This is a genomic window from Pseudomonas sp. Teo4 (assembly GCF_034387475.1).
Classification (GTDB): domain Bacteria; phylum Pseudomonadota; class Gammaproteobacteria; order Pseudomonadales; family Pseudomonadaceae; genus Aquipseudomonas.
Map to the genome: position 1 here is coordinate 236,059 of NZ_JAXCIL010000002.1, position 22,335 is coordinate 258,393.

Sequence of the window (22,335 nt, forward strand, 5' to 3'; positions counted from 1 at the left end):
CCAGCATGAGCCGAGCATTCGTCAACGAAGACCAAGCCGCCGCCCAGGCCGACCAGCCGGTGGAGCGGCGGGTCAGCGAGCAGCCCAATTACGTCACCGCCAGCGGTCTGCGCCAGTTGCAGGAGCGCGTGGCCGAACTCAATGCCTTGCGCAGCGAATTGCAGGCCCAGGGGGAGCACGCCGACAAGCAACGCCTGGCCGATGCCGAGCGTGATCTGCGCTACTACAGCGCGCGGGTGCAGAGCGCGCAGGTGGTGCCTGCCGCAACCTCGCGGGACAAGGTGCAGATCGGCAGCCAGGTGAAATTCGTCGATGAGCAGGGCCAGGAGCATGCGGTGCAGCTGGTTGGCGAGGATGAGGCCGATGCCAGCCGTGGGTTGATCAACTGGGGGTCGCCGCTGGGGCGGGCCTTGCTGGGCGCGGGGCCTGGGGATGAAGTGATGTGGCGGCGGCCGGCGGGGGATCAGTTGATCGAGGTGGTCGACATCGAAGGGGAGCGGTAAGGGGCCGCTGCGCGGCCCAATCGCCGGCAAGCCGGCTCCCACATGGACCGCGACGATCTTGAGATCACTGCAGCTCCTGTAGGAGCCGGCTTGCCGGCGATGAGGCCGGTACAGCCAACACAAGACAGTTGCTCCCACAGGTACTGCGCTGGGCTACATACTTGTGGGAGCTGGCTTGCCGGCGATTGGGCTGCAAAGCAGCCCCAGATACCCTAAATCAAACTACGCCCTGAGCCAGCATCGCGTCGGCCACTTTCACGAAGCCTGCGATGTTCGCGCCTTTGACATAGTTGATCTTGCCGTCCGCCTCTTCACCGTAGTGCACGCACGCATGGTGAATCGACTGCATGATGTTGTGCAGCTTGCTGTCCACTTCACCAGCGGTCCACAGCAGGCGCATGGCGTTCTGCGACATTTCCAGGCCCGACACGGCCACGCCGCCGGCATTGGAGGCCTTGCCCGGGGCATACAGGATGCCGGCTTCCAGGAAGATATCCACAGCCTCCAGGGTGGTCGGCATGTTGGCGCCTTCTGCCACGCAGATGCAGCCATTACGCAGCAAGGTGCGGGCGTCTTCGGTGTCCAGCTCGTTCTGCGTGGCGCATGGCAGGGCGATGTCGCACGGCAGGCCCCATGGGGTCTGGCCCTTGCGGAACTCCAGGCCGTACTGGCTGGCCAGCTCGCTGATGCGGCCACGCTTGACGTTTTTCAGCTCCATCAGCGCGTCCCACTGGGCATCGGTTAGGCCCGCTTCGGCGTACAGGGTGCCTTCGGAGTCCGACAGCGAGATGACCTTGCCGCCCAGGTCCATCACCTTGCGTGCGGCGTACTGGGCCACGTTGCCGGAGCCCGAGATCGCCACACGACGGCCATCGATACGCAGGTTCTGGCGCTTGAGCATTTCTTCGGCGAAGTACACGCAGCCATAGCCGGTGGCTTCCGGGCGAATCAGGCTGCCGCCGTAGGTCATGCCCTTGCCGGTCAGCACCGAGGTGAACTGGTTGGCCAGACGCTTGTACTGGCCGAACATGAAGCCGATTTCGCGGGCGCCGACGCCGATGTCACCGGCCGGCACGTCCAGGTCCGCACCGATGTGGCGGTACAGCTCGCTCATGAAGGCCTGGCAGAAGCGCATGACTTCGGCATCGCTCTTGCCCTTGGGGTCGAAGTCCGAGCCGCCTTTGCCGCCACCCATGGGCAGCGAGGTGAGGGAGTTCTTGAACACCTGTTCGAAGGCCAGGAACTTGAGCACGCCCAGGTTCACCGACGGGTGGAAGCGCAGGCCGCCTTTGTACGGGCCGATGGCGCTGCTCATCTGGATGCGGTAGCCGCGGTTGACCTGAACCTTGCCCTGGTCATCGACCCACGACACACGGAACAGCACAGCGCGCTCCGGCTCGACCATGCGCTCGAGAATACCGGCTTTGAGGTAGTGAGGGTTGGCTTCCAGGAAGGGCCACAGGCTGCGCAGCACTTCTTCCACCGCCTGGTGGAATTCAGGCTGGGCAGGGTCGCGCTGCTTCAGGCGCGCAAGGAAATTATCGACAGATTCGATCATGGTAGACATCTCACCAAGAGGATTGGACTTATTGGTTTTTTCTGGAATGTACCAAGAAGCAATCGCACTGGAACAGGGCGTTATGTCGTTTTTCTGAATTTTTTGGTGCGCTTTATATAATTGTATACAAAACCAACGCTTTTATGCTGAACAAACTGGCCTCTTCGCGGCTAAAGCCGCTCCCACAGAGCCCCCGCTGATGCCAGGTTTTGCGATGTTCCTGTGGGAGCGGGTTTACCCGCGAATGGGCCAATCCCCGTTATCCAGCCAGGCACAAAAATGGGGCCACTAAGGGCCCCATTCCTGTGCAGCTTGAACCGGCTTACTGGGCCAGCTTCTTGTGCCGTACACGGTGCGGCTGGGCAGCAGCGTCACCCAGACGCTTCTTGCGGTCAGCTTCGTACTCGGTGTAGTTACCTTCGAAGAACACCACGTTCGAGTCGTCTTCGTACGCCAGGATGTGGGTGGCCACACGGTCCAGGAACCAACGGTCGTGGGAAATCACGATGGCGGCGCCCGGGAAGTCCAGCAGGGCTTCTTCCAGCGAACGGAGGGTTTCGACGTCGAGGTCGTTGGACGGTTCGTCGAGCAGCAGGACGTTGCCGCCCTCTTTCAGGGTCAGCGCCAGGTGCAGACGGCCACGCTCACCACCGGAGAGGTCCTTGACGAACTTCTGCTGGTCGCCGCCCTTGAAGTTGAAGCGGCCAACGTAGGTGCGCGATGGGATCTCGTAGTTGCCGATGCGGATCATGTCGGAACCGTCGGAAACCTGCTGGAACACGGTCTTGCCGCCGTCCAGGTCTTCGCGGCTCTGGTCGACGCAAGCCAGTTGCACGGTTTCGCCGATCTCGATGCTGCCCGAGTCCGGTTGCTCCTTGCCCATCAGCATGCGGAACAGGGTCGACTTACCGGCACCGTTACCACCGATCACGCCGACGATGGCGCCCTTCGGCATGGCGAACGACAGGTTGTCGATCAGCACGCGATCGCCGTAGCCCTTGGTGACGTTCTTGAACTCGATGACCTTGTCGCCCAGGCGCGGACCGGCCGGGATGTAGATCTCGTTGGTCTCGCTGCGCTTCTGGAATTCCTGCGACTGCATTTCTTCAAAGCGCTGCAGACGGGCCTTGGACTTGGACTGGCGGGCCTTGGCGCCTTTGCGCACCCACTCCAGTTCCTCTTTCATGGCCTTCTCGTGGGCGCTCTGCTGCTTGGATTCCTGCGCCAGACGATCCGACTTGGCCTCCAGCCAGCCCGAGTAGTTGCCTTCGTACGGGATACCGGCGCCGCGGTCCAGTTCGAGGATCCAGCCGGCGACGTTGTCGAGGAAGTAACGGTCGTGGGTGATCGCCACCACGGTGCCGGGGAAGTCGTGCAGGAAGCGCTCCAGCCAGGCCACCGAGTCGGCGTCCAGGTGGTTGGTTGGTTCGTCGAGCAGCAGCATGTCAGGGGCCGACAGCAGCAGGCGGCACAGGGCCACACGGCGCTTCTCACCACCGGACAGGTGCTCGATGCGGGCGTCCCAGGCCGGCAGGCGCAGGGCGTCGGCGGCGACGTCCAGCTGACGCTCCAGGTTGTGGCCGTCGGCAGCCTGCAGGATGGCTTCAAGCTTGGCCTGCTCGGCAGCCAGCTTGTCGAAATCGGCATCAGGCTCGGCGTAGGCGGCGTAGACCTCGTCCAGGCGAGCCTGGGCGTCCTTGATCACGCTGACCGCTTCCTCGACCACTTCACGGACGGACTTGTTCGGGTCCAGTTGCGGCTCCTGCGGCAGGTAGCCGACGTTGATGTCGGGCATCGGACGGGCTTCGCCGTCGAATTCCTTGTCGACGCCCGCCATGATCCGCAGCAGGGTCGATTTACCCGCGCCGTTCAGGCCGAGAACGCCAATCTTGGCGCCAGGGAAGAACGACAGGGAAATGTTCTTGAGAATTTCCCGCTTCGGCGGCACGACCTTGCTCAGCCGATGCATGGTGTAGACGTATTGAGCCAAAACCAAGCCCTCTATCAGATAGGTAAAGACATCGACGTACGCCCCGGCCGAGTGACCAGGGGGATGTGTTTACGGGGTGTCATTGAACAAAGTCGACCATTCTACGCCAAGACGCGGCGTTGCACAGGGTGGTCGGATGGTGGGGATGAAGTCGCGGGGATTCAGCGAGGCTTTACATAGTCCGCTACGGCCCTTTCGCGGGTAAACCCGCTCCCACAGGTGGATTGCCCCAAAGGTTGGATTTGTGTCCAGCTTCTTGGGGCTGTCCATGGGCTGTGGTGGCCCTGTGGGAGCGGGTTTACCCGCGAAGAGGCCCGCACAGACGTAGCGAATGTGTCAGACGTGACGCTGCCTGGCCTTGCCACGCGGCAAACGGCAACGGTCACCCTGCTCCGCCAGGCGCGCGGCCCAGGCGGCCTTCACGCTGAAACCGCCACTGCGGGCCGGTTGCTCGGCAGCCATGGCCGGACTGGCTGGCTTGGCGGCAGGTGCGCTGACGACCTTGGCGGCCGGCTTGGCCGCAACGACCGCCGGTGCTGCAGCTGGCTCTGCGGCCGCTTTGGCGGTCTTGCGCAGTTCAGCCAGCGACGGGCTCTTGCTCTTGGGCGCGGAGGCTGCGCCAGGTTTGTCCAGCGAACGCTGGCAAGACTTGCAGGATACGTCCTCGGTCACGGCAGTGCTGACAAGGGTCTGACTGCTGCGCCCGCAGGCGGAATCGAGGCCATTGGTGGAATAGTGGGTAACCAAAACCGAACATCTCCGATGCGTTGTCATTGAAGCGGGCGGCATTCTCGCACAGGTTGCAGGGGCTTGCCGAACCCACCGGTTCAGCAGCGACCGTCGGCACAGGACAGGCTGGCTGGCACTTTGCCACAATGACAGGCATGCTAGCCCGCTCCCGGTGTCCGGCCGTATAGTGCGCCACGCCCGTACGGACACGGTCTCCGGCACACACCGTGCATGATCAAACCCTGCCATCGCCAGCCCAATCGCAGGACCTCCGCTTGACCGATCTCACACACTCGTCTTCGCAGCGCCCTGCCTCCACCGCTCCCGCTACGTCCATGCGCGGCTCGGTCAAAGGTGCACTGGCCCTGCTGGCCCTGGTTCTGCTGGGTTTGCTGCTGTGGCAGCTGTTTGCCCAGTTCCGTCACACCCAGGCCGACCTTCGGCAACAAAGCCTGGCGGCAAGCGCCGACCTGGCGGACCACCTGAGCCTGAACATGGCGCTCAAGGCCCAAGAGGCCGTGAATGTGGTCCAGCCCTATGTCAAAGCGCCGACGCCCGCGGCACTGCCCAGTCTGCTGCAGACCCTGCGCGAACGCCTGCCAGACTTGCGTGAAATGGCCTGGCTCGACGATGCCGGTACGATCCGCAGCGATAGCTGGGCCGGCAGCCCCGACCGCCAGTTGATTGGCGAACTGGTCGAGCTGAACAAGGGCCGCGCGTACTTCTTCGCCAACTCGGCCGACAACCGCATCGTCTACCTGCTGCTGCGCCAGTCAGCCGAGCAGGATCGCGGCTACTGGCTACTGCGCCTCGCCCCGGCCTACTACAAGACCCTCACCATCCACCTCGATGGCCCAGGGCACCCCTTGTGGCTGCTGGAGAACAGCCGCAGCAGCGACGTCCTGGAACGCCACGCCCCGGCGCATACAAGCGATGACCCGCTGCAGAGCGTGATGCTCGCCTTCATCGACAACAGCACCTGGCAGTTGCGCGGCCTGTTCGACGCAGGCCTTGCCCGGCAGAAGCTGCTGCCGGCGCTGGCGGGTAAATGCCTGCTGGCGCTGTTCTGCGCCCTGCTGCCGGTGCTGGCGCTGATCAACATGCGCCGGCGCCAGCGCGCCCTGCAGGAAGACCGCCGCCGCTACCACGAGATTTTCGAAGGCACTGGCGTGGCCTTATGCGTGCTCGACCTGTCCAGCCTGCCCGGCCAGCTTGACCGCTACCACCTGCGCAACCGCGCCGCACTCAAGCAGAGCCTGGCCCTGGACCCCAACCTGCGCCGCTCGCTGCTGCTGGAGCTGAAGATCACCGAAATCAACCAGGTGGCGCGCCAGCTACTCAACGTCGACTGCAACGAAGGGGCCTGGCAACGCCTGATCGACGGCAGCGGCGATGGCCGCGACAGCGTCGGCATGCAACTGATCGACGCGCTGATAGAACAGCGCCCCCTGCTTGAACTGGAAGTACGCCTGCCCGCCCCGCTCGGTGGCGAACTGCACCTGTGGCTGATGGCCCGCCTGCCGCAGCAACGGCGCAACTACCAGGCGGTGATCCTGAGCATCAGCGACATCACCAGCCGCAAGCAGGTGGAGCTGTCGTTGCTCGAGCGGGAAAGTTTCTGGTCGGATGTGGTGCGCACCGTGCCCGACCAGTTGTACGTGCAGGACGTCTCGACCAAGCGGATGATCTTCAGCAACCGCCACCTCGGCCAGACCTTGGGTTACGACCGCACGGAGCTGGCGCAGATGGGTGACCGTTTCTGGGAGCTGCTGCTGCACCCCGAAGATGCCGCGCACTACCAGGCCCTGCTTCAGCAGCAACGCGACACTGGCCACAGCCAGTCGCTGCATTGCCAACTGCGCTTCCGTCACCGTGACGGTGGCTGGCGCTGCTACGAGATACGCGAACAGGTACTGACCCGGGACGCCGATGGCGAGGTCACCCGCATCATCGGTGTGGGCAAGGATGTGACCGTACAGATCGAGGCCAGCCAGTCTCTGCGCGACAGCGAACAACGCTACCGCATGCTCGCCGAGAGCATCAGCGACGTGATCTTCTCCACCGACAGCCAGCTGCAACTCAACTACGTCAGCCCTTCGGTACAAGCAGTGCTGGGTTACCAGCCCGAGTGGATCTTTGAAAACAGCTGGCAGTCGATCATCGCCAACCCAGCCCAGCTCACCGGCATCTATAGCCTGATGGAGCGGGTCAGCAAAGCCATGGGCGACCGTGAACAACTGGCACAACTGCGCAGCCAACTGCCTACCCAGCTGTTCCTGTTCGACTGCATGCGTGCCGATGGCCGCAAGATCCCCATCGAGCTGCGCCTGGTGCTGGTGTGGGACGACCACGAGCGCTTTGAAGGTGTGCTGGGGGTTGGTCGCGACATCAGCCAGCAGCGCCGTGCGGAAAAAGACCTGCGCATGGCCGCCACGGTATTCGAGCACTCGACCTCGGCCATTCTGATCACCGACCCGGCCGGCTACATCGTCCAGGCCAACGAAGCGTTCAGCCGGGTGAGCGGCTATGCGGTGGGCGAAGTGCTCGACCAACTGCCGGGCATGCTGACCGTCGACGAACAGCAGGAAGGCCACCTGCACTATGTGCTCAAGCAGTTGCACCAGCGCGGCAGCTGGGAAGGCGAAGTGTGGCTCAAACGCCGCAATGGCGAGCCCTACCCGGCCTGGGTCGGCATTACCGCCGTGCTCGACGACGAGGGCGACCTGGCCAGCTACGTGTGCTTCTTCACCGACATCAGCGAACGCAAGGCCAGCGAGCAACGCATTCACCGCCTGGCCTACTACGACGCCCTGACCCACCTGCCCAACCGCACGCTGTTCCAGGACCGCCTGTACAACGCGCTGCAGCAGGCCGAGCGGCAAAAGGCCTGGGTGGTGCTGATGTTCCTCGACCTGGACCGTTTCAAGCCGATCAACGACTCGCTCGGCCATGCCGCGGGCGACCGCATGCTCAAGGACATGGCCCTGCGCCTGCTGGCCTGTGTCGATGACGACGACACCGTGGCACGCATGGGTGGCGACGAGTTCACCCTGTTGCTGCAACCCCGCGCCACCCGCGAAATGGCGCTGAACCGCGCCATCCATGTGGCCGAGAACATCCTCGCCAGCCTGGTGCGGCCGTTCGTGCTGGAAGGCCGCGAGTTCTTCGTCACCGCCAGTATCGGCATCGCCCTCAGTCCGCAGGACGGCAGCGAGCTGAGCCAGCTGATGAAGAACGCCGACACGGCCATGTACCACGCCAAGGAGCGCGGCAAGAACAACTTCCAGTTCTACCAGGCCGAGATGAACGCCAGCGCCCTGGAGCGTCTGGAGCTGGAAAGCGACCTGCGCCATGCCCTGGAGCAGAACGAGTTCATTCTTTACTACCAACCGCAGTTCAGCGGCGACGGCAAGCGCCTGACCGGCGCCGAAGCCCTGCTGCGCTGGCGCCACCCGACCCGTGGCCTGGTGCCGCCGGGCGACTTCATCCCGGTCATCGAAGAGCTGGGCCTGGTGGTGGATGTAGGCGACTGGGTGCTGCGCGAGGCCAGCCGCCAGTTGAAGACCTGGCACAAGGAGAAAGTGCGTGTGCCGAAAGTGTCGGTGAACATTTCCGCGCGGCAATTCTCCGACGGCCAACTGGGCACGCGGATCGCCACCATTCTGGAAGAAACCGGCCTGCCGCCGGCGTGCCTGGAGCTGGAGTTGACCGAAAGTATCCTGATGCGCGAGGTGAACGAAGCGATGCAGATTCTGGACAGCCTGAAGAACCTGGGCCTGAGCATCGCCGTAGACGACTTCGGCACCGGCTACTCGTCGCTCAACTACCTCAAGCAGTTCCCCATCGACGTGCTGAAGATCGACCGCACGTTCGTCGACGGCCTGCCCGAAGGTGAGCAGGATGCACAGATCGCCCGGGCAATCATCGCCATGGCCCACAGCCTGAACCTGGCGGTGATCGCCGAGGGCGTGGAGACCCATGAGCAGCTGGAATTCCTGCGTGAGCACGGCTGCGACGAAGTGCAGGGTTACCTGTTCGGGCGGCCGATGCCGGCCAACCAGTTCGAGGCGCAGTTCAGCAACGAGACGTTGTTCATGTTCCAGTGATGTATCGCCGGTAACGGCCCCATCGCCGGCAAGCCGGCTCCTACAGGTACTGCAGTGACCTCAAGCCCTGCGCGTTCCATGTGGGAGCCGGCTTGCCGGCGATGAGGGTGCACAGCGGCCCGCAAAAACGGACCTTTGAGTCAACTCCCGCGTCCAGCCAGCCCAGACACGGCGCGGGATACAACATGAAGGCCATTGGTCCGCGACTTGATGCCACTTCATATGCCAGGCGCGAATCAATCGGTTAGAATGCCCCCCCAATTCAGCCCGATCCTTGAGGACCGCCATGTTCAGCCGTGATTTGACTATTGCCAAGTACGACGCCGAGCTCTTCGAAGCCATGCAGCAAGAAGCTCTGCGCCAGGAAGAGCATATCGAGCTGATCGCTTCTGAAAACTACACCAGCCCCGCCGTCATGGAAGCCCAAGGCTCCGTACTGACCAACAAGTACGCCGAAGGCTACCCGGGCAAGCGCTACTACGGTGGTTGCGAATACGTCGACGTGGTCGAGCAACTGGCCATCGACCGCGCTAAAGAGCTGTTCGGCGCCGACTACGCCAACGTTCAGCCGCACGCCGGCTCCCAGGCCAACGCCGCCGTCTACCTGGCCCTGCTGTCGGCCGGTGACACCATCCTGGGCATGAGCCTGGCACACGGTGGCCACCTGACCCACGGTGCTTCCGTCAGCTCCTCGGGCAAGCTGTACAACGCCATCCAGTACGGCATCGACGCCAACGGCCTGATCGACTACGACGAAGTCGAGCGCCTGGCTGTCGAGCACAAGCCGAAGATGGTCGTTGCCGGCTTCTCGGCCTACTCCCAGGTCCTGGACTTCGCCCGCTTCCGCGCCATCGCCGACAAGGTCGGTGCCTACCTGTTCGTCGACATGGCCCACGTTGCCGGCCTGGTTGCCGCTGGCGTGTACCCGAACCCGGTTCCGTTCGCCGACGTGGTCACCACCACCACCCACAAGACCCTGCGTGGTCCGCGTGGCGGCCTGATCCTCGCTCGCAAGAACGAAGAGATCGAGAAGAAGCTGAACTCCGCCGTCTTCCCAGGCGCCCAGGGCGGCCCGCTGGAGCACGTCATCGCTGCCAAGGCGATCTGCTTCAAGGAAGCCCTGCAGCCTGAGTTCAAGGCCTACCAGCAGCAAGTGGTGAAAAACGCCCAGGCCATGGCCAGCGTGTTCATCGAGCGTGGTTTCGACGTCGTTTCCGGCGGCACCCAGAACCACCTGTTCCTGCTGTCGCTGATCAAGCAGGAAATCTCCGGTAAGGACGCTGACGCCGCGCTGGGCAAAGCCTTCATCACCGTCAACAAGAACTCGGTCCCGAACGACCCACGTTCGCCGTTCGTCACCTCGGGCCTGCGTTTCGGCACCCCAGCCGTCACCACCCGTGGTTTCAAGGAAGCCGAGTGCCGCGAGCTGGCCGGCTGGATCTGCGACATCCTGGCTGACCTGAACAACGAAGCGGTCATCGACGCCGTGCGTGAAAAGGTCAAGGCCATCTGCAAGAAGCTGCCGGTTTACGGCAACTGATTGGCGATTGCCTGATGTGAGAAAGCCCGGCCTTGTGCCGGGCTTTTTTGTGGGTGGTGGGGTTCGCCTTGAGATGTGGGTGGATGCGTAAATCGAGCGCCGCCCGCGCGGCGCATCGCGAGCAAGGCTCGCTCCTACGTTTGTTTCGGGCCAGTTATGCCTGTGGGATTTGCGCGCGAACGCCTTGGCGCATGGCGCGGTATCGCGTCGTACAAACAAGGCGGTCGCGCGCGTCTGTCACAGGTGTTATTGGCCGTAAACAAACGTAGGAGCGAGCCTTGCTCGCGATGCGCCGCGCGGGCGGCGCTCGATCTCATCAGCGCTACAAATCGATCGGCAGGTGGAGGCCCGGCACCGCCCAACACAAATCCCCGCCCTCCTGTATTACCCTGTGCCCCTTCCAAGCCCCCGAGCACAGGCCACTCCGTGACCAGAGAGCAACTCGAAACCCACCAGATCCCGGTGTACTTCGCCGCCGTGATCGCCGCCGTCGTCTTCGGCCTGTTGGCCACCGACACCGCGCGCCACCTCCAAGCCTTGGTCACCCCCGCCATCGCCGTGCTGATGTACGCGATGTTTCTGCAAATACCCTTCCTTGACCTGCGCCAAAGCTTGAACAACCGCCGCTTCATGGCTGCACTGCTACTGGCCAACTTCGTGCTGGTGCCGTTGCTGGTGTGGGGCATCACCCGTGGCTTGGTTTCGCACCCGGCAATCCTTGTAGGCGCCCTGCTGGTACTGCTGACGCCGTGCATCGATTACGTGGTGGTGTTCACACACATCGGCAAAGGCGACTCACGCCTGACCCTCGCGGCCACCCCCGTCCTGCTGTTGGTGCAATTGGTGCTGTTGCCCGTTTACCTGGCGATGATGCTCGGCAGTGGCGCGCAAGTGACGGTCTCCATTGCCCCGTTCGTGGAAGCCTTCGTGCTGCTGATCGTGCTGCCGATGATGCTCGCCGTGCTCACCAGCGCCAGCGCCCGCCGCAGCCGAGTCGTGTCGGCGTGGAACGACGCTTGGGCGTGGATGCCCGTGCCGGCCATGGCGCTGGTACTGGTGGTGGTGATCGGCTCACAGATCACAATGGTGATGCGAGACTTCAACAGCCTGCTGCCGGTGATTCCGGTGTACATCGGCTTCATGCTGCTGGCGCCAGTCGTTGGCTTCGTGTCGGCGCGGCTGTTCCGCTTGCCAGTGGCCGAAGCGCGCTCGGTGACCTTCAGCGCCTCGACACGCAACTCGCTGGTGGTGCTGCCCCTTGCGTTGGCGCTACCGGAAGAGCTGCGCGGGTTGGCAGCGGCGGCGGTGATTACCCAGACGCTGGTGGAGCTGGTGAGTGAGTTGATCTATGTGCGGCTGGTGCCGCGGTGGGTGCGGGCTTGAGCAAGGCCTACGTGCCTTGCTCAAAGCGGCGATCACGAAATCAGATCGAACGCTGATTCACGCGCGCCGAAAGCTGCTCGGCGCTTTCCTTTCGCTCGGAATAACGGTCAACCAGAAACTCCGCGCGGTCACGCAGCAGCAAGGTGAACTTCACCAGTTCCTCCATCACATCGACGACCCGGTCGTAATAGGGCGAAGGCTTCATGCGGCCGGCGTCGTCGAACTCCAGGTAGGCTTTGGGCACCGAAGACTGGTTGGGGATGGTGAACATGCGCATCCAACGCCCAAGCACGCGCAGTTGGTTCACCACGTTGAACGACTGCGACCCACCGCACACCTGCATCACCGCCAGGGTCTTGCCCTGAGTGGGGCGAACCGCTCCGAGGGCCAGGGGAATCCAGTCGATCTGCGCCTTGAACACGGCCGACATCGCGCCATGGCGCTCCGGTGAGCACCACACCTGCCCCTCCGACCACAGCACCAGTTCACGCAGCTCTTGCACCTTGGGGTGCTCGACAGGAGCGTCATCTGGCAAGGGCAGGCCGGATGGGTTGAACACCCGCACCTCAGCGCCGAAATGCTCCAGCAGGCGTGCCGCTTCTTCGACCAGCAGGCGGCTGAACGAGCGTTCGCGGGTCGACCCGTAAAGCAGCAGGATGCGCGGTTTGTGGTCGCTGGCCTGGACGGTGCCCGAAGGCGTCTCGAACAGGGAAAGGTCGAGATTGGGAAGTTGCTCTGACATGTGTCCTCCTAGAGCGTACCGATGCGATCCAGCTCACGCTTGAGCTCATCACACCCGAGCGTGTCGAAGGGAAGTGCGAAGAAGGCGTTGCAGCGCTGCTCGATGCGCGCCAGCGTGGCCCGGAAAGCGGCGTCAATCGACGCCTCGTCACCCACCACATCGGATGGGTCTTCCAGCCCCCAATGGGCTTTCAGCGCCGGGCCGAAGTACACCGGGCACGCTTCACCGGCAGCCTTGTCGCATACCGTGATGACGATGTCCGGCGGGTTGCCCTCGAAGGCGTCGTTGCCCTTGCTGCTCAGCCCTTCGATGGAAATACCGGCCTGCTGCAGGGTGACGAGGCTGCGCGGCAGCACCTGGCCCTTGGGGAAGCTGCCCGAACTCACCGCAGTGAACCCCGCCGGCGCCAGGTGGTTGAACAGGGCTTCGGACAGAATGCTGCGGCAGCTATTGGCCGTGCACATGAACAGGACTTGCATGGGTTGCTCCTTCGCGTGGTAACGGCTTCAGAGGCTCAGGCGCAGAGCCAGGGCCGAAAGAGTGATCAACAGAACCGGCAGGGTCAGCAAGATGCCGACCTTGAAGTAGTAACCCCAGGTGATGCGCATACCCTTGCGCTCCAGCACGTGCAGCCAGAGCAGCGTGGCGAGGCTGCCAATGGGGGTGATCTTCGGACCCAGGTCGCAGCCGATGACGTTGGCGTAGATCATCGCCTCGCGCACCAGCCCATCCACACCGCTGCCGTGGATCGACAACGCCCCGACCAGCACGCTGGGCATGTTGTTCATCACCGAAGACAGCAACGCCGAAAGCAGGCCGGTACCGATGGCCGCGCTCCACAGGCCCTGCCCGGCCAAGCGCTCGAGCAACATGCTGAGGAAGTCAGTGAGGCCGGCGTTTTTCAGCCCGTACACCACCAGGTACATGCCCAGCGAGAAAATCACCACCTGCCAGGGCGCTTCGCGCAGCACGCGGCGGGTGGAAATACGGTGGCCACGGGCGGCCACCGCGAACAGAATCGCCGCACACACGGCCGCCACCGCGCTGACCGGAATACCCAGCGGCTCCAGCACGAACAGGCCCGTCAACAGCACCAGCAGCATCCATCCGCCGACGATGAAGGTGGCACGGTCATGGATGGCTGCTTTGGGCGCTTTGAGCGCCTCCAGCGAATACTGCGCCGGCAGGTCGCGACGGAAAAACATGAACAGCACCAGCAGCGTGGCCGCCACACTGGCCAGGTTCACCGGCACCATCACCGACGCGTACTCGGCAAAGCCCAGGCCGAAGTAGTCCGCCGAAACGATGTTGACCAGGTTGGACACCACCAGCGGCAGGCTCGCCGTGTCGGCAATGAAGCCAGCGGCCATGACGAAGGCCAGGGTCGCGGCGGGCGAAAAGCGCAGGGCCAGCAGCATCGACATGACGATGGGCGTGAGAATCAGCGCCGCACCGTCGTTGGCGAACAGCGCCGATACCGCCGCGCCCAACAGCACGATGAAGGCGAACAGCCTGCGCCCGTCACCACCGGCCCAGCGCGCCACATGCAGCGCTGCCCACTCGAAGAAGCCGGCTTCATCCAGCAGCAGGCTGATGATGATGATCGCAATGAAGGTGGCCGTGGCGTTCCAGACGATGGCCCACACCGTGGGAATGTCGTGCAGCGACACCGCGCCGACGGCCAAGGCGATGATCGCACCCAGCGCGGCACTCCAGCCGACGCCGAGGCCTCTCGGCTGCCAGATGACCAGGATGAGGGTGAAGATGAAGACAGCAGCAGCAACCAGCATGGGCACGATCTCGAAGGGGTTCAGCAGCAGGCGCTGGCGCGGACGGGGCGGTCGTTCATGTTCTGCAGGCGCGAGGTGTTGTCCTGCAGCCACTCGGCGTTGGCCTGCAGCGTTACCTGCAACATCTCGTGCACCCAGGCGGGCAGTTGCGGGTTGAGGCGGTAATACACCCACTGGCCCTGGCGGCGGTCCAGCAACAGACCACTGCTGCGCAGCTGCGCCAGGTGACGGCTGATCTTGGGTTGGCTATCGCTGAGCGCGCACATCAACTCACAGACACACAGCTCACCCAGGCTGGCGATCAGCAAGGTGGCGCGGGCGCGGGTCTCATCGGCCAGGCTTTTGAAGACCTCGGTAGGCGTGATCATGGGGGCTGCCCTTAACATATGGATAAACGAATATACGGATATCCATATACAAAGCGCAACCCCCGCTGAGCATCAGAAGCGGAAGCGCTTCATCATGTCGTTAAGCCCGATCGACAAGCTGGCCAGTTCCTGACTGGCGGTGCTGATCTGGCTGGCGCCGTCGGAGGTCTGCAGCGACAGGTCGCGGATGTTCAGCAAGTTGCGGTCGATCTCGCGCGCGACCTGCACCTGTTCTTCCGTGGCGCTGGCCACCACCAGGTTACGCTCGTGGATGGTGCTCGCACCCGAGGTGATCTCATCCAGGGCCTGCCCTGCCAGCTCGGCCACTTCCAACGTTTCGCGCACTTGCTGGCTGTTGCTCTGCATCGACGTCACCACACGGGCGGTGCCGTTGCGGATGGCGTTGACCATTTCCTCGATCTCCAGCGTCGAGCTCTGGGTACGCGCCGCCAGCGCCCGCACTTCATCGGCCACTACCGCAAAACCTCGCCCAGCCTCACCCGCCCGCGCCGCCTCGATGGCGGCGTTGAGCGCCAGCAGGTTGGTCTGCCCGGCAATGGCACCGATCACATCGAGCACCTTGCCCACTTCCTGGGACTGCTCCGAAAGCTCGCCGATCTGTCGGCAGGCCTCACCGACATTGTCATTCATCCTGTCGATCGAGCTGATCACCTGCCCTACCCGCTCACGGCCAAGACGCGCGGCGTCCTCGGACTGCCGGGACACCTCGGACGTGCTCACGGTGTTGTGCGCGACCTCCTCCGCCGCCGCGCTCATCTCGGTGACCGCCGTGGCCGCCAGCTGAATCTCGTCACTCTGGCGGTTGAGGTCGCTGGAAGTCTGCCGGGTGATGGCGGACATCTGCTCACTGGCCGCCGCCAGTTGCTGGGACGAGTCGGCGATCAACCGCAGCGCATCCTTGAGGCTGTCCTGCATTGCCGCCAGGGCTGTCATCAGTTGCGTGGCCTCGTCGCGGCCATGGGTGCGCACCACACGAGCCAGGTTGCCCCCGGCAATGCCCTGCGCCACATCGATGGCCTCGCGCAGCGGGCTGACGATACTGCGGGTCAGCAGCCAGGCCAGGCTGACGGTCAGCACCAGCACCAAGCCCAGAATCGTGTAGGTGAGGTACAGGGCGCGTTGGTAAACGGCGCTGGCATCGGCGGTGTAGCGTGCAGCGGCTTCGCGGCTGGACTTGACCAGGGTGTCGTACAGCTCGCCGATACGGTTGGAGATGTCCTGCATCTCACCGCTGAGCATGGCCTGCATCTGCGGCACCTGGTTCTGGTCGGACAGCAGCTTGTACTGGTCGATCAGCACGCGGTACTTACCGATCAATTGCTGCATTTCGACGAAGGCGGATTGGCTCGAAGGCGGTGCCACAGCGCTGTAGTCCTTCATCCCGGCATCCAGCAGCCCCTTGAGCTCTTCCAGTCGCGTCAGCGTCGGCGCCAACTGTGCCGGGGCCCGGGCGAGGGTCATGCGCATGGTGATGACCCGCAGGCCCAGCATATGGCTGCGGATCTCGCCCAGGTAGCGGGTACCGGCGTTGGTGACCTGCTCGGTGTACACCACCGCTTCGCGCATGGTGGAGATTTTGTCGATGGAGAACAGGCCGAGGATGACCACCAGCACGGCGATCAGACTGAAGCTTAGGTAGGAGCGAGTGGCGATGTTGAGGCTGCGTACGGACATGGCGGGTTACCGGCAGGTGGTGGACTGCCCGTACGATCGGCCGGATGTGCTCAGGTTTTACCCAGGATTTGCGGGCTTTGTGCGGTGATCGAACACAATCACTGTGTTCGAGCGGTAGCGGGGGAAAAGGGGCAGCGGGTGTGCGCTGCCGAGCCGTGACGATCCATTTGAATTTACACAATGTGAAGCGTTTGGATACACTTTGCCATCAAGTGGCCATATGACATCACGGAGTGATGGGTGAGGATTTGTTGTGCGTTGTTGTCGTAATGCAAAGCGTTACGCGCGAAGAAAATTTGCTCCGTCCATCAAAGTGGCAGACACCAAACTTGAACTGGTGCGTCGGCTCCCACTTGTTCGTCTAGGGCTTTATCTTCTCTTTGCCTCGTGGGTCATGTTCAGTGACCCGTTCGGCCTGTCCTCTGCTGCGGACAAGGCATTGTCGGATCAGCTCGGGCGGTTCCGTGCGTTCGCTCAACCTGTCGCCCCTGCCCCCGTAACGGTCGTGGCCATCGATTACCCGAGCATCGCTGGGTTGAACAATGACGGACAGGGTTGGATGGCGGCCAATGACTGGCCGCTGACCTATGCGGACCATGGGCGAATCCTGCGTGACCTTGCTCTACCGAAAGACGGTGAGGCCGCCCCCGCAGCTATTTTCTACGACATCTTCTTCGAGCGCCCACGCACCACTAGCGGAGACTTGGGGCAGCTCGGCCGCATCTTGAAGCGGCTGGACGAGAACCCCTCTGCATCGAGAATTTACCTGGCCGGTGGCGGCAAATTCGTGCCGATGTCCCAACAGTCCCGCGAACAGCTGCAGCCCACGCCACTGGCAGTCTCAGCCTGGGAAGGTAGCGGCGACCTTTACCCGTTGCAGGCGCCTCTGGCAGAAACGGCAGGCGCTAAACCTGTAGCAACGGCGGCCAGTGCACTCTACCAAGCGCTATGCAGGGCGCGGGGTGATGATTGCCACTGGATCGATTCGACAAACCTGCCTGACCTGGCCATTCAGTGGAGTATCACGGACACGGACGACTGCCGAGCCGGATCGCAGAACACTTGGCAGGATGTCGCAGCCATTCGCAACCGGCTATTTGGCTTCGAAGCAGAAGCGCATAACCCGCCTGCCGAATGCATGCCTGTGCATCAGGTGCGGTTGTCACAGCTGTACGCAGAGCACCCGGTTAGCCTCAGGCCGCCACACCTCAAGCCCGGCGAACCGTTCGTGGTGCTGGTGGGGAACGTCATGCCAAGCCTGAACGACTATGTTGCCTCGCCACTTTATGGGCAGGTGGCTGGCGTATACCTGCACGCCAATGCATTGGCGAACTTGAATGAACTGGGCCAGAGCTACGTACGAGAAAGCGACTCTAAAATCCCAATCTCCGTCTGTTTTTCTGCAGCAATTGTGTACTGGATGTGGCGGTTCGGCACGCTTGGTTACCGGGGCCAGGTTCGGAAGGCGGCTGAAGCCACGAGCGATTCGCTTGTACTGAGCTTACTCATTGGTGGGGGTTTAACCCTGCTCACCCTAGTGATGGTCTCGTTAACTTTCTATCTGTGCTACGAGCTGCGTGTCGCTCCCGAAGGGTGGATGTCCTTGGTGGCCTTCCTACCGATACTGAGGGGAGCAATCGCGGCGACTGAGTCAAATTACAAGGACGCACCTGGTGAAAAATCGCACTCCGATCTACCTGCTACTGCTCGCTAGCCTGAGCATCGCTTCCGTCTCGGCCGAGACACTGCGGATCCAACGGATTACCAACCCCGATCAGGTTGAGGTCGAGGCTGCCAAGGGCGGTGAACATCGATGGGTATCGCAGTTGGGGAATTTGTCCTACCCACTACCGGCCAAGGCCGTGGGAGTCGATCGCCTGGAGTTCCGCCAAGGCACCGGGGCATGGAGGGTTTCGCGTGCCGACGTGGAGTTGGTGAATGAGAAACTGGTGGTCGACTCCTGCAGCACCATCCCTGTGACCCTGCCCAGCGACGCAACCTATGCAAGCGTCAAAGGAGCGGGCGAAGGATGCAAATGACCAAGCTGGGATGCTGCTTGCTCGCACTGGCACTTGTGGTGCTTTCCGGCTGTGCTGTCGACCCCAAGTACAGCCCGCTGAAACCACTGGAAGGCGCCGATCGGAAGGTCAATATCAATGACATCCGGCTATTGCGACAAATGGACCGCACTCCGATTCTGGACCCGAACCTGATCGGTTTTGTGCAGCGCATTCGCCAGCGCCTCGAGGACGCTTGGGGTAAGCCGTGCGATTGCGTTGTGGTCGTCGACTCGTTCAGTGGCTATGAGGCCTATTCCCTCTCGACGACAACCATCGTGGTGTCGGCCGGGCTGATCGCCCAGGCGGGTTCCGAAGACGAGGTGGCTGCGGTTATCGCGCACGAACTCGGGCATGTCTATCAGGGCGACACCACCAAGGGCAGCCAGCAACAGATCGCATTGGACATGGCCAAACTGGCTGGCTGGGCCACTGGGGCGGGCGGTTACACACTGCTGCTGGGCGAGACTGTGGATGACGTCACCAAAGGCCTCGTCTACCGGCGCTGGAATCAGGATCAGGAAATTGCCGCAGACGGTTTCTCTGCGCAGTTGCTGCTCAAGGCTGGATATTCTCTCGATGGCCTGAAAATGGCTATTCGTCGTCTCGGGCGATACAGCGAAGGCGCACTGTTGGCAAAAGCTCCGCAGACGCCTAATTGCGTCACGAGCAAGAACGGCAATTATCAATTCAACCTGCGAGGCTGCAGCAAGGCCCTGAGCGGCGTGGACGAGAGCATCTATCAATCGTCCGAGAACCGGCTGGAACCCATCATGAAACTTGCCGCCAGCCTGCCGCCCGAGCAGCGCCGGCGCCGCCAGGGTGGGCCACTGCCGGTGTTTTCTTCGACCGACTACCTGTTCCGCCTGAATGATCTGGTCTCCAGCAACCAAGCACAGCTCAAGGCGACATTGGCGAAAATTGAAGCTCAACCGATGCCCAAGACACTGCAGGGCAATGTCGCCGTCACCAACAAACTGGCCATGGCTTACGCCATAGCCGGCGACTCGGAGCGCGCCAAATCCTATTTGCGCACCAGTTTGCAGAGCACTGGGCGTACTGCCTGGACATTCAACATGCTGTTCAAGGAAGTCGACCGAAGTGGTGATCAGAAGCAGGTCAGGAAGGCCATTGAAGATTCGCACCTGGAAGTCGGCTACATGGCTCAGCTGTTACCGGTGGAGTACTACCTGACCAAGCGCCACGGCCTGCAGGTGTACGAGTTGGTCGCTTATGGCCGCTGCGCGTCCAATCTGGTCGATGATGTGGCCACCTACAATGCCTGCTCCAAATTCGAGAAGCTTGCGAAACAGTATGGTGGAGCGAGTTGGTGAGGAGGTCTCACGCGCACAGTACCTTCGGCTGCGCTGTCGGAAATAGAACAGTGGTCATTGTTGCTGTACCGGCCTCATCGCTGGCAAGCCAGCTCCCACAGGTACGGTAGCGATCTCAAGATCGGCGAGGTTCATGTGGGAGCAACTGTCTTGCTCAATATCTAAAAAGCCTGCGTGATCCTTGTGGGAGCCGGCTTGCCGGCGATCACCGGCAAAGCCGGTGCCATACACCGCGCTGCCTGTATCGCCCCGGTTCGTCGCCACGACAAGCCGGCGATGCTCTGCCAACTCAGGCCTTTTCAGCGACAACCCTGACTCGGTGACAATCAGCCGGCCCAAGCAGTTCGCCGCTGGCAGAACGGACAGCCATCGTCATCAACGGCTGGCCGGATGCATTGTCCAGCAGCACCGAGCGCGTCTCATCCGGCTCAAACTGAAACCGCTCGCCCCACTGCCGCAGGCTGACCACAATCGGAAAAATCTCCCGCCCTTTGTCCGTTAGCACGTATTCCTTGTAGGCACTGCCGTCCGACGCCGGACATATCTCGAACACCCCTACTTCAACCAGCGCTTTGAGTCGCGATGCCAGGATGTTTTTGGCGACCCCCAGGCTCTTCTGAAATTCGCTGAAGCGGCGGATATCGTCGAACGCATCCCGAATGATCATGAGCGACCAACGATCACCGATCACCTCGAGCGATCTGGCGACCGGGCATTCACGACTGTGGGGCGAAAGGGCTTCGGCCATGCTTCTACCTTCTGAACGACGAGACTATCGGTGCGGTCGGGTGACCTGCGCAATTCTGGTTGCAATTTAAAACAAGAGCGAGCAAGAATTCAATCAAGTTGCAATTTGAAACCAGATTACCGACAGGGAAGACGTAATGACAGCCGAGTTCGAGTCACCGACGCGTCGCTTATCAGCATCCCGCTCAGCGCAGATTCCTTCGAGTGAAGATCACAGTGGCGACAAACAACCATCCGGCCTTCCTGCATCGCTCACCCTGCTGTTCTCGGTGACCTGTGGATTGGCGGTCGCCAACGTGTACTTTGCCCAGCCTCTGCTCGACTCGATGGCCAAGAGCCTCGGTGTAGTATCAGGGCTGATTGGTATCGTGGTCACCATGACTCAAGTCGGTTACGCACTGGGGCTACTGGTTCTGGTGCCATTGGGTGACCTGGTCAATCGCAAGCGGCTGGTGCTGAGCCAGACCCTTCTGTCTGCCATGGCGCTAGCGGCGGTCGGCGCGTCGCAGACTTGGCTGTTTTTGCTGGGCGCCATGGTCATCGTGGGTTTGATGGCGGTGGTCGTCCAGGTACTGGTCGCCTATACGGCGGTGCTGGCAACGCCTTCACAACGTGGCCAGGCCGTCGGTACGGTCACCAGCGGCATTGTCATGGGCATTCTTCTGGCGCGTTTCATGTCGGGGTTGATCGCTGATCTGGCCGGTTGGCGCGCGGTTTATTTTGTCTCCTCAGGCCTGATGCTGAGCCTCGCTGCGGTGCTGTTCAAATGCGTGCCCGATACCCCATCGCGACAGGCTGGCGGCACGTATGCAGGGCTGATCCGCTCGCTATTCGATTTGCTGCTCACCGAGCCTGTGTTGCAGATCCGCGGGCTGCTGGCACTGCTTATCTTCGCCGCGTTTTCCGTATTGTGGACCGCGATGGTATTGCCATTGAGCGCCCCACCGCTCGCGCTGTCCCACACGATTATCGGCCTATTCGGCCTGGCAGGTGTGGCCGGTGCATTAGCCGCCCGGAGGGCCGGCCGCTGGGCAGACCAAGGGCTCGGCCAACGCGTCAGCGGCCTCGCGTTGGGCCTGCTGACGTTTTCATGGTTACCCATCAGCTTCGCCCAGACCTCACTGTTCGCCCTTGTCTGCGGCGTGATTCTGCTCGACTTCGCCGTCCAGGCCGTTCACGTCACCAACCAGAGTCTGATTTTTGCCGCACGACCGGATGCCCAAAGCCGCATGGTTGGGGCCTACATGTTTTTCTATTCCGCCGGTAGCGCACTCGGCGCGGTGGCTGCGACTCAGGCTTATGAGCGCTGGGGATGGCCTGCCGTTAGCCTGCTGGGCGCTTCGATCAGCGCTAGCGCTTTGATCCTGTGGTTTTTGACCTCCCGCTGCCCAGCTGCCTATCAAGCAAGAGCGCGATGAAAGATGGCGTCGGTCGACAACACGCAGTTCGACCGCGCCAGCATTCAGCGGTATCACAGGTTACTGAGCGAGGTCGCCTTCAGCGGCGTTGCCCTGCATCAAGCTAACTTTTGCGCATTGCTCACTGGCCAGGCGGCTGATGATGCGGATGGCCTGATGGATACCTGCGGTGTTGCGAAAGCTCAGGTGCGGGTTGTGTTCGCACTCCAGCATTTCGTCGTGCTGGACCAGGGCTTCGCCGAGCAGTTCAAGGGTCCAGGCGTAGCTTTGCAGGGTGGAGAGGCGTTCTTGATCAGTCATGGGGCACCTGCTTGGGTGCGGGGTGGGTGTGGATGGGGTAGAAGGTTGGAGGGGTGTGGGCCGGCTTGGGGCGGA

Annotated in this window: 18 protein-coding genes; 8 read left to right on the forward strand and 10 right to left on the reverse strand. The window is 62.4% G+C overall.

Features of this window, described 5'->3' with window-relative positions; all coding sequences use genetic code 11:
• Nucleotides 1–5: 5 nt before the first annotated feature.
• Nucleotides 6–503 carry a GreA/GreB family elongation factor gene (locus tag PspTeo4_RS17475; RefSeq protein WP_322365167.1) on the forward strand — a complete coding sequence of 166 codons (498 nt, stop codon included), beginning with the start codon at nt 6–8 and terminating at the stop codon, nt 501–503.
• A gap of 217 nt (nt 504–720) precedes the next feature.
• Here the strand turns inward: PspTeo4_RS17475 and gdhA are convergent, their stop codons facing one another.
• The 3 genes from gdhA to PspTeo4_RS17490 all read right to left on the reverse strand — a co-directional run bounded on the left by gdhA (nt 721) and on the right by PspTeo4_RS17490 (nt 4,798).
• The gene (gdhA, locus tag PspTeo4_RS17480) at nt 721–2,061 is read right to left on the reverse strand and encodes an NADP-specific glutamate dehydrogenase (RefSeq protein ID WP_322365168.1); all 1,341 of its coding nucleotides are present in this window, start codon (nt 2,059–2,061) and stop codon (nt 721–723) included.
• Nucleotides 2,062–2,383: 322 nt separating this feature from the next.
• Complete coding sequence (gene ettA / locus PspTeo4_RS17485) at nt 2,384–4,051, reverse strand: energy-dependent translational throttle protein EttA (RefSeq protein WP_322365169.1); 1,668 nt, start codon at nt 4,049–4,051, stop codon at nt 2,384–2,386.
• A 336-nt stretch (nt 4,052–4,387) separates the two neighbouring features.
• Entirely contained in the window at nt 4,388–4,798 is a 411-nt protein-coding gene (locus PspTeo4_RS17490; RefSeq protein WP_322365170.1) for a hypothetical protein, read from the reverse strand.
• Between the two features lie 257 nt (nt 4,799–5,055).
• Here PspTeo4_RS17490 and PspTeo4_RS17495 point away from each other — a divergent pair, with 257 nt between their 5' ends.
• The 3 genes from PspTeo4_RS17495 (at nt 5,056) to PspTeo4_RS17505 (ending at nt 11,809) form a co-directional block, all read left to right on the forward strand.
• Nucleotides 5,056–8,886 (forward strand): EAL and GGDEF domain-containing protein, encoded by a 3,831-nt coding sequence (locus PspTeo4_RS17495; RefSeq protein ID WP_322365171.1) that lies wholly within the window; start codon nt 5,056–5,058, stop codon nt 8,884–8,886.
• A gap of 286 nt (nt 8,887–9,172) precedes the next feature.
• A complete protein-coding gene (glyA, locus tag PspTeo4_RS17500) occupies nt 9,173–10,426 on the forward strand; it encodes a serine hydroxymethyltransferase (protein WP_322365172.1) in 1,254 nt (417 codons plus the stop codon).
• 426 nt (nt 10,427–10,852) lie between these two features.
• Nucleotides 10,853–11,809 carry an arsenic resistance protein gene (locus tag PspTeo4_RS17505; RefSeq protein WP_322365173.1) on the forward strand — a complete coding sequence of 319 codons (957 nt, stop codon included), beginning with the start codon at nt 10,853–10,855 and terminating at the stop codon, nt 11,807–11,809.
• A gap of 40 nt (nt 11,810–11,849) precedes the next feature.
• Here the strand turns inward: PspTeo4_RS17505 and arsH are convergent, their stop codons facing one another.
• From arsH to PspTeo4_RS17530, 5 genes are all read right to left on the reverse strand, one after another.
• On the reverse strand, nt 11,850–12,551 hold the full coding sequence (gene arsH, locus PspTeo4_RS17510) for an arsenical resistance protein ArsH (RefSeq protein WP_322365174.1): 702 nt from the start codon (nt 12,549–12,551) through the stop codon (nt 11,850–11,852).
• 8 nt (nt 12,552–12,559) lie between these two features.
• Nucleotides 12,560–13,030: an arsenate reductase ArsC gene (locus tag PspTeo4_RS17515; protein WP_322365175.1), complete on the reverse strand. Its 471-nt coding sequence runs from the start codon at nt 13,028–13,030 to the stop codon at nt 12,560–12,562.
• A 27-nt stretch (nt 13,031–13,057) separates the two neighbouring features.
• The gene (locus tag PspTeo4_RS17520; RefSeq protein WP_322365177.1) at nt 13,058–14,341 is read right to left on the reverse strand and encodes an arsenic transporter; all 1,284 of its coding nucleotides are present in this window, start codon (nt 14,339–14,341) and stop codon (nt 13,058–13,060) included.
• Between the two features lie 20 nt (nt 14,342–14,361).
• Nucleotides 14,362–14,709: a metalloregulator ArsR/SmtB family transcription factor gene (locus PspTeo4_RS17525; RefSeq protein WP_322365178.1), complete on the reverse strand. Its 348-nt coding sequence runs from the start codon at nt 14,707–14,709 to the stop codon at nt 14,362–14,364.
• Between the two features lie 72 nt (nt 14,710–14,781).
• On the reverse strand, nt 14,782–16,404 hold the full coding sequence (locus tag PspTeo4_RS17530; RefSeq protein ID WP_322365179.1) for a methyl-accepting chemotaxis protein: 1,623 nt from the start codon (nt 16,402–16,404) through the stop codon (nt 14,782–14,784).
• 253 nt (nt 16,405–16,657) lie between these two features.
• On the opposite strand from PspTeo4_RS17530, the gene PspTeo4_RS17535 reads away from it, so the two are divergent.
• Genes PspTeo4_RS17535 through PspTeo4_RS17545 form a run of 3 tightly spaced genes read left to right on the forward strand, consistent with a single transcriptional unit; the run spans nt 16,658 to nt 19,795 of the window.
• Complete coding sequence (locus PspTeo4_RS17535; protein WP_322365180.1) at nt 16,658–18,118, forward strand: CHASE2 domain-containing protein; 1,461 nt, start codon at nt 16,658–16,660, stop codon at nt 18,116–18,118.
• Complete coding sequence (locus PspTeo4_RS17540) at nt 18,078–18,443, forward strand: hypothetical protein (RefSeq protein ID WP_322365181.1); 366 nt, start codon at nt 18,078–18,080, stop codon at nt 18,441–18,443. Before PspTeo4_RS17535 ends, PspTeo4_RS17540 begins: the two co-directional genes overlap by 41 nt.
• Nucleotides 18,434–19,795, forward strand: a complete 1,362-nt coding sequence (locus PspTeo4_RS17545; protein WP_322365182.1) for a M48 family metalloprotease — start codon at nt 18,434–18,436, stop codon at nt 19,793–19,795. Before PspTeo4_RS17540 ends, PspTeo4_RS17545 begins: the two co-directional genes overlap by 10 nt.
• 289 nt (nt 19,796–20,084) lie before the next feature.
• Here PspTeo4_RS17545 and PspTeo4_RS17550 read toward each other — a convergent pair whose 3' ends face one another.
• Nucleotides 20,085–20,543, reverse strand: coding sequence for a helix-turn-helix domain-containing protein (locus PspTeo4_RS17550; protein WP_322365183.1), 459 nt, complete (start codon nt 20,541–20,543; stop codon nt 20,085–20,087).
• 136 nt (nt 20,544–20,679) lie between these two features.
• Between PspTeo4_RS17550 and PspTeo4_RS17555 the strand changes: the two genes are divergently transcribed.
• Nucleotides 20,680–21,960 carry an MFS transporter gene (locus PspTeo4_RS17555; RefSeq protein ID WP_322365184.1) on the forward strand — a complete coding sequence of 427 codons (1,281 nt, stop codon included), beginning with the start codon at nt 20,680–20,682 and terminating at the stop codon, nt 21,958–21,960.
• Between the two features lie 60 nt (nt 21,961–22,020).
• Here PspTeo4_RS17555 and PspTeo4_RS17560 read toward each other — a convergent pair whose 3' ends face one another.
• Complete coding sequence (locus tag PspTeo4_RS17560) at nt 22,021–22,260, reverse strand: hypothetical protein (RefSeq protein ID WP_322365185.1); 240 nt, start codon at nt 22,258–22,260, stop codon at nt 22,021–22,023.
• Between the last annotated feature and the right edge of the window lie 75 nt (nt 22,261–22,335).